At 63.8% G+C, this 11,517-nt stretch carries 14 protein-coding genes and 1 pseudogene; 6 read left to right on the forward strand and 9 right to left on the reverse strand.

What is annotated here, in order from left to right:
- Both WCB02_RS12335 and WCB02_RS12340 read right to left on the reverse strand, forming a co-directional pair.
- The coding region (locus WCB02_RS12335) for an efflux RND transporter permease subunit (RefSeq protein ID WP_423958499.1) at positions 1 to 515 on the reverse strand (515 nt) is incomplete at its 3' end.
- A gap of 37 nt (positions 516 to 552) precedes the next feature.
- Entirely contained in the window at positions 553 to 1,779 is a 1,227-nt protein-coding gene (locus tag WCB02_RS12340) for an efflux RND transporter periplasmic adaptor subunit (RefSeq protein WP_423958500.1), read from the reverse strand.
- A gap of 351 nt (positions 1,780 to 2,130) precedes the next feature.
- Between WCB02_RS12340 and WCB02_RS12345 the strand changes: the two genes are divergently transcribed.
- Positions 2,131 to 2,805 carry a response regulator transcription factor gene (locus tag WCB02_RS12345; protein WP_423958501.1) on the forward strand — a complete coding sequence of 225 codons (675 nt, stop codon included), beginning with the start codon at positions 2,131 to 2,133 and terminating at the stop codon, positions 2,803 to 2,805.
- A 1-nt stretch (position 2,806) separates the two neighbouring features.
- Entirely contained in the window at positions 2,807 to 4,222 is a 1,416-nt protein-coding gene (locus tag WCB02_RS12350; protein ID WP_423958502.1) for an ATP-binding protein, read from the forward strand.
- Here the strand turns inward: WCB02_RS12350 and WCB02_RS12355 are convergent.
- Positions 4,197 to 4,409, reverse strand: coding sequence for a hypothetical protein (locus WCB02_RS12355; RefSeq protein ID WP_423958503.1), 213 nt, complete (start codon positions 4,407 to 4,409; stop codon positions 4,197 to 4,199). The two genes, WCB02_RS12350 and WCB02_RS12355, sit on opposite strands and share 26 nt — an antisense overlap.
- A 159-nt stretch (positions 4,410 to 4,568) precedes the next feature.
- Between WCB02_RS12355 and WCB02_RS12360 the strand changes: the two genes are divergently transcribed.
- Positions 4,569 to 4,781: a hypothetical protein gene (locus tag WCB02_RS12360; RefSeq protein WP_423958504.1), complete on the forward strand. Its 213-nt coding sequence runs from the start codon at positions 4,569 to 4,571 to the stop codon at positions 4,779 to 4,781.
- 33 nt (positions 4,782 to 4,814) lie between these two features.
- Here WCB02_RS12360 and WCB02_RS12365 read toward each other — a convergent pair whose 3' ends face one another.
- Genes WCB02_RS12365 through WCB02_RS12375 form a run of 3 tightly spaced genes read right to left on the reverse strand, consistent with a single transcriptional unit; the run spans position 4,815 to position 7,730 of the window.
- A complete protein-coding gene (locus tag WCB02_RS12365; RefSeq protein ID WP_423958505.1) occupies positions 4,815 to 5,864 on the reverse strand; it encodes a hydroxyacid dehydrogenase in 1,050 nt (349 codons plus the stop codon).
- A gap of 10 nt (positions 5,865 to 5,874) precedes the next feature.
- Positions 5,875 to 6,762 (reverse strand): amidohydrolase family protein, encoded by an 888-nt coding sequence (locus tag WCB02_RS12370; protein WP_423958507.1) that lies wholly within the window; start codon positions 6,760 to 6,762, stop codon positions 5,875 to 5,877.
- Entirely contained in the window at positions 6,762 to 7,730 is a 969-nt protein-coding gene (locus tag WCB02_RS12375) for a Bug family tripartite tricarboxylate transporter substrate binding protein (RefSeq protein ID WP_423958508.1), read from the reverse strand. Before WCB02_RS12375 ends, WCB02_RS12370 begins: the two co-directional genes overlap by 1 nt.
- Positions 7,731 to 7,958: 228 nt before the next feature.
- Between WCB02_RS12375 and WCB02_RS12380 the strand changes: the two genes are divergently transcribed.
- The 3 genes from WCB02_RS12380 to WCB02_RS12390 all read left to right on the forward strand — a co-directional run bounded on the left by WCB02_RS12380 (position 7,959) and on the right by WCB02_RS12390 (position 9,649).
- Positions 7,959 to 8,489 (forward strand): thiamine pyrophosphate-binding protein, encoded by a 531-nt coding sequence (locus tag WCB02_RS12380; RefSeq protein ID WP_423958509.1) that lies wholly within the window; start codon positions 7,959 to 7,961, stop codon positions 8,487 to 8,489.
- 8 nt (positions 8,490 to 8,497) lie between these two features.
- Positions 8,498 to 9,112: a thiamine pyrophosphate-dependent enzyme gene (locus WCB02_RS12385; RefSeq protein WP_423958510.1), complete on the forward strand. Its 615-nt coding sequence runs from the start codon at positions 8,498 to 8,500 to the stop codon at positions 9,110 to 9,112.
- A 180-nt stretch (positions 9,113 to 9,292) separates the two neighbouring features.
- On the forward strand, positions 9,293 to 9,649 hold the full coding sequence (locus WCB02_RS12390; protein ID WP_423958511.1) for a VanZ family protein: 357 nt from the start codon (positions 9,293 to 9,295) through the stop codon (positions 9,647 to 9,649).
- A gap of 61 nt (positions 9,650 to 9,710) precedes the next feature.
- On the opposite strand, the gene WCB02_RS12395 is transcribed toward WCB02_RS12390, so the two are convergent.
- The 3 genes and pseudogenes from WCB02_RS12395 to WCB02_RS12405 all read right to left on the reverse strand — a co-directional run.
- A complete protein-coding gene (locus tag WCB02_RS12395) occupies positions 9,711 to 10,112 on the reverse strand; it encodes a DUF1236 domain-containing protein (RefSeq protein WP_423958512.1) in 402 nt (133 codons plus the stop codon).
- A 350-nt stretch (positions 10,113 to 10,462) separates the two neighbouring features.
- Positions 10,463 to 10,750: a hypothetical protein gene (locus WCB02_RS12400; protein ID WP_423958513.1), complete on the reverse strand. Its 288-nt coding sequence runs from the start codon at positions 10,748 to 10,750 to the stop codon at positions 10,463 to 10,465.
- 582 nt (positions 10,751 to 11,332) lie between these two features.
- Positions 11,333 to 11,517, reverse strand: a pseudogene (locus WCB02_RS12405) (LysR family transcriptional regulator); the annotation flags it as partial.

Consider the following 11,517-nt stretch of genomic DNA (forward strand, 5'->3'; position numbering starts at 1 on the left):
TCGATCACCCCGGGCACGGTGCGGAATCGGCGCTGCAGCACCCAGTCCTGCAGCGTCTTGAGATCGAGCACCGAGTAGTTGGGCGGCCCGACCAGCCGATATCGGTAAATCTCGCCGATCGGGCTGAGCGGCGAAATCTGCGGCTGGGCGTTGTTCAACAACGGCGCCAATTGCGACAGCCGGTTCAGGACCTGCTGCAGCGCCTGATCGTAGGTGAAATCGAACGAGAATTGCAGCTTGACGTCGGACAGACCGTAAAGGGAGATGGTGCGGATAATATTGAGGTTCTTGATTCCGGCAACCTGGGTTTCCAGCGGAATCGTGATGTAGCGCTCGATTTCCTCGGCCGACAGCCCCGCGCTCTGGGTGACGATGTCGACCATCGGCGGGGTCGGATCCGGATAGGCTTCGATGTTCAGTTGCTGAAACGCCACGAGTCCGCCGATGATGACGGCCATGAACAGCCCGACCATCAGGAAACGGCGATCGACTGCGATGGAAACGAGGCGGTCCATAAGATCGGGATTCCCGTAGAAGACGGCTTGCGGTGGTTTAAGTGCCGGACGCTGCCCGGTCGATGAACAGACTGCCTTTGGTGACGACTTTCTCCCCGGCCTTCAGATTGCTGCGGACCTCGACGAGGTCGCCATTCGTCAGGCCGGTCTCGATTTCGCGAAGTTCGAGCGATTTGTCGTCATGCGCCACCCACAGATGCACATGTTCGCCTTCATAGATCAGCGCCTGTTTGGGCACGCCCACCGAACTGCGATCTGTACCGGCATAGATCGTGACGTTTGCGAACATCTCCGGCTTGAACAGGCCTTCCTTGTTGTCGATGGTGGCCCGGACCAGAAGCCTGCGGCTCGACGGGTCGATCGCCGCCGAGACATAGTCGATGCGGGCCTTGAACGTCCGTCCCGGCAATGCGAGCACGTTGAAGTCGGTCTCCTGGCCGACTTTGACGTCGGCGGCTTCACTCTCGCGCACAAAGGCCGTCAGCCACACAGTCGAAAGATCGCCGATGACGAAAACCGGATCACTGGCGCCGGTGGAGATGAACTGGCCCGGCCCGACCTTGCGCTGGATGACCGTGCCGCCGATCGGCGCATAGATCGGGGTGTCGGCGCTGATCTGGCGGGTCTCTTGAAACGCCGATATCTGTTCTTCCGAGCGCCCGAGTATCCGCAGCCGGTTGTGCGCCGCTTCGACCGCGGTTTCCGCCGCGCGCATGTCGTTCTGGGCCGCAGTCAGATCCGACTGCGACTGCTGCCAGTCCTTCAGCGGGACCGCCTTCCCCGCGTAGAGATCGTCCTGACGTTTCTCGACGATCTGCGCCAGATTGAGCTTCGAGCGTGCGGTATTCAGCGTGCTCAGCGCACTGACGAAATCGTTCAGGGCTTGCACGGTATCGGTGGCTTCGATCACGAACAGCGCCTGTCCGCGCTCGACCATGTCGCTCGGCTTCGCCAGCAGCTTGACGACGCGGCCGGCGTAAGGCGAGAAGATCGGGGTCGAGGTATCCTCGTCGACGGCGATCTTGCCTTCGGTAATGTGCTCGGCGCGAAACACCTGCTCCGTTGCGGGCTCAACGACAAAGCTCGCCCATTCCGTCTCACTCGGTGTGAAGCGGGACGAGTCGGTGTTGGTTGGACGCGCGGTCTCGGACCTGGCCCGCTGGACCAAGAGCCTGCTTGCGCCCATGATGCCCACGCCCGCCAAGGCGACCAGAGTCAGCGCGATCGCCAATCTCCGCCAGTGCCAATTCGCGCCGACTGTCATATTGCAACGTCGTGCTTTGAATTACGCACCCGCCGCCCGCCCCGCCGATCCATGCGTCGTTCTTTCGGTGCCGGTTTCCGCCGCTAACGTCATATTGGTCATTACAGACTGCCGCAATAGCGTATTGGTCCAAGCCCAACTAACGTGTTGCTGTTACGGCTGTTCTAACCGATTCGGGGGATTGCTTCGGGCTAACTGCGACGTAAAGGTCCTTGTTTCTGGAGACGCGAAATGATGCGATCCTGCGGCCCTCGCTGCGGAGGATTTCAACCAACCTTACACCAGCCTTACACGAGCTCGGCCGTCGCCGGCCATTTCACAGTGAAGGCTGAACGTCCCGGGTAACCTGATATGCGGCTGTTGATCGTCGAGGACAATGAGGAGCTTGCCAACCTCCTGGCGCAGGGCCTGAAGAGCGCGGGTTATGAGTCCGATCTGCTGTCGACAATCGAGGAGGCGCAAAGCGTTCTGAGCACGACCTTCTACGCCGCGATGATCCTCGACCTCGGCCTGCCCGACGGCGACGGCCTGGCGCTGTTGCGCGAGATCCGCAATCGCAACAATCCGATTCCGGTGCTGGTGCTGACCGCGCGCGGCGGCCTGAACGATCGCGTTCATGGCCTGCGCAGCGGGGCTGACGATTATCTGGTGAAGCCGTTTGCGCTGGAGGAACTGATCGCGCGGCTGGAAGCGCAATTGCGGCGGCCCGGCCAATTGCTCGGCAGCAGCCTGCGCATCGCCAACCTCGAATTCGACACCCAGAACCGGCAGGCCTCGATCGACGATCAGCCGCAATTGCTGTCGGCCCGCGAGACCGCGGTGCTTGAGCTGTTGATGCGCAGCAAGGGACGGGTGGTCAGCAAGAAGCAGGTCGAGGATCACATCTTCGGACATTCCGAAGAGGTCGGATCGAATGCGATCGAGGTCTATGTCCACCGCCTTCGCAAGCAGCTTTCGGAGCGCGGCGCCAAGGTTCAGGTGCACACCATTCGCGGCGTCGGCTACCTGATCGCGGAGGAAAAGTAGCATGCCGAGATTCAAATCGATCATCTCGCGCATCGTCTTCCTGCACGTCGTCGCCGTGGTCATCACCTCCATTCTGATGTCGCTCGCGCTGTCCTGGCTGCTGAGTTATGCGACCGACAACATTCACAACAAGGCGATGCAGGACCAGGCCATGTCGGTCGCGGAGCATTTGAGCGTGGGGCCGGACGGCCGCCTCGCGCTCAATTTGCCGCAGGATCTGCTCGGCCTCTATTCGCAGGCCTATGGCCGCTATTCCTACGCCGTGACCGACGATCAGGGCCGCGTGCTGTTTTCCTCGCTGAAGGATCGCGCCGCGGTGTTTCCCGCCGACAGCCACGCCGGTCGGGCCGAATTCCTGCAGCAGCGGCACGGCGACGCCACCGTGTCCGGCGCCAGCATCCGCAGCCGCGTCGGCGAGCAGACCGTCTGGATCCAGACCGGCGAGGACCTTGCCAATCGCGACGTGCTGATCGACGACATCGTCGCCGACTTCTACGGAAACGTCGGCTGGATCACGCTGCCGATCCTGCTCGTGCTGTTGATGGCCGACATTGCGATCTTCCGACGCGCGCTGCGGCCGTTGCGCGAGGCCTCCGAGATCGCCGGCGAGATCGGGCCGGCCCGTCCGGGCGTCCGGCTACCGACTGACGCGATCCCGCACGAGGTTCGCCCGCTGGTGTCGGCGGTCAACCAGGCGCTGGATCGGCTGGAAGAGGGTTTCAAGGTTCAGCGCGAATTCACCGCGGATGCCGCGCATGAATTGCGTACGCCGCTCAGCATCCTGCGAACCCGGATCGACATTCTGGAGGATGCGGAGATGCGCCGGGCGCTCCGCCACAACGTCGAGGGCATGGCGCATATCGTCGGCCAATTGCTCGACATTGCCGAACTCGATGCGCTCGTCGTCAGCCCCGAGGAGAAGGCCGATCTTCACGCGGTCGCCACCGAGGTTGCCGAGTTCGTCGCGCCGCTAGCGCTTTCCCAGGGCAAGGACGTCGCGCTGTTGGGCGAGAGCGATCCGGTGTGGGTCAACGGCAATCCGGAAATGCTCGGCCGCGCCATCCGCAATCTGGCCGAGAATGCGATCAACCACACCGCTCCCGGATCGACCGTGGAATTCGTCGTCGAGGGCAACGGGACGGTGCGCGTTCTCGACCACGGTCCGGGCATTCCCGAAGACGAGCGCAAGCTGATCTTCCGGCGCTTCTGGCGGCGCGATCGGAGGAAGCAGGGCAGCACCGGGCTTGGACTCTCGATCGTGCAACGCATCGCGGAGCTGCATGCAGCAACCGTCACCGTGGAAAACCGCCGCCCCAGCGGCGCCTGTTTCTCGCTGAAGCTTGCGCCGCTGCGGTCTCAGTCAACTCACAGGCACGAGCAGCGATCCATCCTCACGACGGGTAGTCGGCCGGCCTGACCTTGATCCGGTCGGCGTGCAGCGACCAATCGCACAGCGCCTGGGTTTCGCAGAACTTCTGCTTGGCGAGCTCGGCGGCGAGACCTTCGCTCTCAGCATCGATTTCAAGGGTACTCTGACAGATCTCGGACTGCCGGCCGTTCTCGCCAAGCACATCCTTCATGAAATGAACGATATAATGTGACATGGAACTTCTCCCGCGATATCCCGAGCATTCACCGTCCATCTAACCGCAGGCAATGGCAAGCCCCTTGATGAATATCAAAGGCTTGTCGGAGCCGCCTAGGCTCCGACGGCTGGCAGACTGGCGGCGGCAATGGCCACGAACTGCGCGAAACCCCGGCCAATGGTGCTGGAACGCAATAACGAGTTGATCCGGCGCATCGGAGTCTTTCCTTTCACGCCAGCGGAAAAATTGCCCGCAACATCATGGCGCAAAGGCGAAAATGGCCACGCCTGGACCGCCTGTCGAGACATCGGAGAAAATAGCAATGCGGCCACCGTCGATGCGGCCCGCGGCAGTGTTTTTGTTGCCGCGACGGACCGGGCGGTGGCTTAATCTTCTCTCCCGGTTCTCCCGTCGACCACCTCGCTAGGCCGGAATCACCCCGAAAATCTGCGCAAAACGCGCGCTGTAGCGCGGCCACACCTCGGGATTGATGACGCGCGGCGGCCGCTTGCCATCGAGCGCATCCAGGATCTGCTCGGCGGCGATCCGGCCCATGTTCTCGCGCGCCTCCCTGGTGACGCCCGCGGTGTGCGGGCTTGCCAGCACGTTGTCGAACTGCAGCAGCGGATGCTCGGGCGGCGGCGGCTCCTTGGACCAGACATCGAGGCCGGCGCCGGCGATGCGCTTGTCGCGGAGCGCCTCGAACAGCGCGGCCTCGTCGTGAATGAAGCCGCGCGCCGTCGTGATGAAATAAGCGTGCGGCTGCATCAGCGAGAACTCCCGCGCGCCGATCATGCCGCGGCTTTCTTTGGTCAGGGGACAGTTGATCGACACATAGTCGGAACGGCGCAACAGCTCGTCGAGCTCGACCTCCTGCGCGCCGCGGGCCGCGATGTCTGACGCGGACAGATAGGGATCGTAGGCCAGCACCGTCATGCCGAGCAGGCCCTTGCAAAGTTCGGCGATGCGGCGGCCGACATTGCCGATGCCGACAACACCGATGGTGCGGCCCTGCGCTTCGGTTCCCATCAGCGCGTTGCGATTGACATCGCGGTCGCGCCGCAGCGCACGGTCGGCCTCGATGATGCGCTTCGACAATGTCAGCATCATCCCGATCGCATGTTCGGCCACCGAATGCGCGTTGCCGCCGGACTGATTGACCACCAGAACGCCCGCCTCCGTGCAGGCCTCGACATCCACGGGGTCGAAGCCCGCGCCGTTGCTGGAGACGATCAGAAGGTTCGGCGCCCGCCGCAGCAATTCGGCATGGACGTGAAAATGCGGCGCGAGCTCGTCGCGCGCGGCGCCGATCTGATAGACATGCGCCGCGGCAAGCACGGGCGCGAACATCTCTTCGGCGCTCTCGTTCTCGAGCCGGTCGAGCCGCAGGTCGGGCCGCGCGCGCAGAATATCGGCGTAGATCTGGTGGGCGAGGTATTTGACATAGAAGACGCGCTTGGTGTTGACGGCCATCGAACCACTTTCAGTGCGGAAATCCATAGAGCCTGGCCGGATTGGCGACGAGGATGCGCTGGCGCACGGCCAGGTCCGGCGTCCAGGCCTGGAACAATTCGAACAGATGCCCGGCATCGGGCATCTCGCCCTCGACCCGCGGATGCGGCCAGTCGCCGCCCCACACCAGCCGCTCCGGATTGGCTTTGACCAGCGCCTCATGCAATGGCCGCGCGTCCGGATAATCCGGCGCCTTCAGGCTCAAGCGATGCGCGCCCGACAGCTTGGCCCAGCACCAGCCCTCGCCGACCGCGCGCAACAGGCTCTGAAAGCCCGCGGTTTGCGTGCCGGCGCGAGCGTCGGTGCGGCCCATGTGATCGATTACGACCGGCAGCCCGATCGATTTCAGGACCACAATCGTCTCCGGCAAATCCTTGACGTCGATCCAGAGCTGCAGATGCCAGCCGAGTTCGGCCATGACCGGCGCGAGCTTTTCAGCCTCCGACAGCGGCACCCCGCCGCGATAGTGCAACTGCCCGTCGCGGAAGAAATGATTGAAGCGCAGGCCCCGGACCCCGATCCGGTGCCACTCCCGCAAGGTCGCGGGCGCAACGCCGGCGTCGGCGACCGCGATGCCGCGCAGCCGCTCGGGCTGTCGCGTCAAGGCATCGAGCATCGCCGAATTGTCGTGGCCGTGCGCGCTGCCCTGCACCAGCACGCCACGCGCGAAGCCGATGGCATCCAGCATGCCCAGATATTTTTCCAGCGGTGCATCCGGCGGTGTGTAGCTGCGATCATTCGCATAAGGAAACCGGCCCGCCGGACCGAACACATGCGCATGCGTATCGCATGCATTGGGCGGCGGCGGGAGTTTCGGCCGCGTCACCTCGCGCGGCGGCAGGCAGGGCGGCGCGGGCATCATTCGGCCTTGATGCCGGCGGCCTTGATGATCGGGCCCCATTTGTCATAGTCGGCATGGATCTTGGTGTCGAAAGCCTGCGGCGAGGTGCCGAGCGTCAAGGCGCCGAGCTTGGCGAGCCGCTGCTTGACGTCATCATTGTTCAAGGCGGCGACGAAGTCATGCGCGAGTTTTTCCGCCAGCTCGTGCGGCATGCCGCCGGGCCCGAGCAATCCCCACCAGACCTCGGTGTCGTAACCCGGCACGGTCTCGCCGATGCTGGGCACATCGGGCAAAAACGGCGCCCGCTTGGCGCTGGTGACCGCGAGCGCGCGCACCGTGCCGGCCGCGATCTGGCCGACCGATTCCGGCCCGTTGTTGAACGACAGCGGAATCTGGCCACCCAGCAGATCGTTGATCGCCGGCGCCCCGCCCTTGTAGGGAATGGCGGCGATATCGACCTTGGCCAGACTTTTGAGAAGTTCGCCGGCGAGATGCGTCGAGGTGCCGTTGCCGGCATGGCCGAAGGACAGGCTGCCGGGTCTTGCCTTTGCTTCCGCGATCACGTCGCCCAAGCTCTTGAACGGCGAGTCCTTGCGCACCAGCAGGATATTCGGCGACGAGGCGAGCAGCGAGATCGGCGTGAAATCCTTCAAAGTGTCGTAGGGAAGTTTCCCATAAAGAAACGGATTGGTGGCATGGCCGCTGGCGACCACGATCAAGGTGTAGCCATCGGGCGCCGCCGCAGCCAGCGCCTGCGAGGCGATCACGCCGCCGGCGCCGGGGCGATTTTCGATCACTACCGACTGGCCCCATTGCCGCGACACGGCGTCGCCGAGCGTCCGCGCCAAGATGTCGACCGCACCACCGGCCGGATAGGGCACATAGATATGCACGGGTCTGGTGGGAAACGGCGCTTGAGCGGAGGCCATGCCGCCCGTGGCCAGCATCGCCATCGCGACGGCGGCGATCCGTAACCACCTACCCATGTTCTCTCCTCCCAACCATCATTTGTCGTTATATCGGTTATGGCACGTCACGTAAGCCGGCCACATCGCCACGGAGCGCAGGTCACAATGCCTTGGGGGCATGTTGACAATCTCGCCGGTCGCGTCAAGTTTCGGCGCCTTGAGCACGGTCGGGACCGCAAGGTCCGCTTTGCGCAAGGTGCGCCTGGTTGCAGAGCACACTCGTGAATTCAAGGAGAACGGAACGACATGGCAGCCGAGGAGGGACAAACCTGGCACGGCATCGTGCAGCAGACGCTGAAGCGCAACGATATCCGCCTCGTGCCCTACGTTCCGGACCGGGTGCTGACGTCGCTGATCAAGAACCTGCACGCCGATCCCTTCTTCACGACATTTCCGACCGCGCGCGAAGAAGAAGCCGTCGGCATCCTCTCCGGCGCCTGGATGGCCGGCATGAAGGGGGCGATGCTGATGCAGACCTCGGGCTTTGCCACGCTCGCCAATGTGCTGGCGTCGCTGGCGATGCCCTACCAGATCCCGCTGATCATGTTCGTGTCCGAGCGCGGCACGCTTGGCGAGTTCAACTACGGCCAGTCGCTGGTGTGCCGGACCATGCGGCCGGTGCTGGATTCGCTCGCCATGGAGCACCACACCGCGACCCGCCTCGACGAATTCGAATTCATCGTCGACCGCTCGATCAAGCAGGCCCTCACCACGCAGGCGCCGGTGGCGCTGATCCTGTCGCCGCTGCTGACCGGCGGCAAGGTTTTTGACAAGTGAGCGATGACATGAACGCGCCAGCCAATACGCCCGCCCGCAACACCAAGGTGATGAACCGGTTCGATCTGACCTCGCGGCTGGTCAAGAAATTGAAGCGCGAGGAAGCCGTCATCGGCGGCATCGGCAACACCAATTTCGACCTCTGGGCCGCAGGCCACAGGCCACAGAACTTTTATATGCTGGGCAGCATGGGGCTCGCCTTCCCGATCGCGCTCGGCGTCGCACTGGCCCAGCCCAAGCGGCGGGTTTTCGCCCTCGAGGGCGACGGCTCGCTGCTGATGCAGCTCGGCTCGCTTTCGACCATCGCGACGCTGGCGCCGCAGAACCTGACCATGGTGGTGATGGACAACGGCATCTACCAGATCACCGGCAGCCAGCCGACACCGGCCGCGTCCGCCGCGGACATCGTCGGCATCGCAGCGGCGAGCGGCATTGCCAACAGCGCCTGGGCCGCCGATGAAGAGGATTTCGAACGGTTGATCGATCAATCCCTGTCGGCGTCGGGACCGACCTTGATCGGAGTGCGCATTGACGACAAACCGGGCGTCGGCGCCACACGGCGGGATCCCGTGCAGATCAGGGAACGCTTCATGCTGGGTGTGGGCGTGCGGGAGCCGATGTGAGCGGCACAGGAGCATCTCTCGATCAAGAATCGGAAAACGCTCCAGTTGTCATGTATCGGTCGCATTTCCTCGCGGAAAGCCGGCGTCCACGTTGCCGGCAAATGCGCCAGGTTAACCACGCGACCACCGCATGAGCACTTGAAAGGATACCCGTTCGATGAATTGTGCTATCTGGCCGGCATGACAGTCCTGCTTCGGATCTTCGCCTGGTTGCTGGCCGCAGCCGTCACCTTCGCAACCCTCGGACCGGCGCGCTATCGGCCGCATTCCAACCTCGGTCAGGACGGCGAGCACACACTCGCTTTCGTGCTGGTCGGGCTTGCGTTCGCGCTCGCCTATCCCAGGTATCGCGCGCTGGCAGCCTGCGTGTCGGTCGTCATGATCGCCGTGCTGGAACTGCTGCAGCTCCTGGTTCCTGGACGGCACGCCAGGCTGGAGGATTTCGTGGTCGACGCCCTGGCGGCGTGCGCCGGTTTTGCGATCATAGCCCTGTTCGATTGGGCGCTGCGCGCGCATCGCCAGGCGAACGCCCAGTAGCGAAAAATCCTCGCGAGGGCGTGAGCGCTCCCGCGAGGATGGTTGAACGGACAACCGTTCGTCACTCGACGATCTTGATCACCTTGCGGGTCCGCGGCTCGACGATGACGCGTTGATCGTTGACGAAGGCATAGTCGTACTGGGTGTACCTCGGAACCGGACGCAGCTCGACGTCCGGCGGCAGCGGCTCGCCGACCACGACGTGCTCGTGGACCACGACCGATGGCGCACGCTCGCCCGCGACCGACTCGATCACCGCGTTCGGGATTTCGAGCCCGGCACCGACCGCCGCACCAACCGTGCCGCCAACGATCGCGCCGAGCGGACCGGCGACATCGCCGCCGGTGCGTGCGCCGTCATGCGCGCCCTCGACGGTGGTCGATTGAGCAAACGCCGCGCCCGATGCCAGCAGCGACGCCGCGAGCAACGACACGCCAAATGAAACGCCGAGACGATACCTCATGATGATGTCCTCCAGTGGTTGAACAAGACCTTCAACCACGAGGGCGATGCGGGGTTCCGGTTCCCTGTGCCGCAAATGTGAACAGATCGCCTGTTCCGCCAGGGCCGCTGGAGCTCGCGCGTCTCACGCCTCGCGGATCACTGCGGCGGGATGCGCGGTGGTCTGAACGGTTGCTCGACGCTCTCCTCGGTGACCATCGCTAGGTTGCCACCGTCACCGGCGTGATGCAAACGCGCAAGCGACATCCCCGCCCGCTGCCGGCGCTCGACTGGTCGGGCGTCACACTGTTCTTCAGAAGGCGTGCTCTAGTCGGCATCGCTGCCGTCCGATTTGCCCGGTCGTCGAGCAAGTCAAGACGTCGCGGCCGACCGATCGTGGAGGGGCGCTTGTTCGGCAGTGCGTGCTACGGGCACCGCTGCCGGCACCGATCGGGCGGCGACCCCGGCAAAATATCCGATCTGCAGTGTGACGGTGAATACGATCGCGCTCAGCACCGTCGAACCGAGCGGCACGCTGTCCATACGGTCGAGTACCGCAATCGCGGCAATGCCGCTCACGACGACCGGTATCAGGCAGAAGACCCTAAAGCGCATACCGAGCGCGAATCCGCCGAGAATTCCGAGTAGCGACGTCACCATGTATTCGACTCCCTGGCCGCCGTCAGGATCAATGCCGGCCGAAGGTCAAAATCGACCACATCGCAACGTCGGTCTGCTTGCCGGCGGCCGGCCGCGATTCCCCGCTCGCCACGAATTCGACGCCTTGCAATCACCGAAGGTCCCCTGTCCCCCGCACACTTCGAGAACAACTTTTTTGCAACTCAATCAATCCGGGTGATTACGGCAAACGTTTCGTTTTAGGCACGGGCTTGTGCACATCTGCGCAAAAAACCCAGACCGAGATTCGTGCGACAATCTCATGAGCGGCCTGTCTGCGACGGATTCGATCAATCGGAATGTCGATCCGGTCGCCGTGGGTTTGAACTGCAGGTTCGGCGGCACAAGCGCCACGAGATATGATCTCTCTTGCCGAAGACACGGCGGACGGCGGAGAGATGGAGAGATGGAGAGATTCGGCGCCAGGTACCGGCAGCTCCGGCCGGCTCTCAGAATAATCGCAAGGTGTGCAGGTGGCCGACTTCGCCCCTGCGCTGAACGCGTCGCTGCCGTCGGAACCTCAGGCTGCGAATTCGCTGTGAACAGCTCCGCTGCAAGCGTTGGTTAGCCTCGCACCGCGCTCCTGAAGGCGGCCGAAAGCGCGGCGAGCGCATCGCGCGGCCGGCCGGCCCTGACCCTCGAGTGAAGCAGAACCGGCAAGCGCGGCAGATCGGGAAGCCCGAGCCTGGGGCCGACGTCAACTGCGCCAAAGGGCAGCATGCGCGGCGCCAGGGCAGCAACGCCGAGCC

The sequence above is a fragment of the Bradyrhizobium sp. genome, assembly GCF_049581145.1.
In the GTDB taxonomy this organism is placed as follows: domain Bacteria; phylum Pseudomonadota; class Alphaproteobacteria; order Rhizobiales; family Xanthobacteraceae; genus Bradyrhizobium.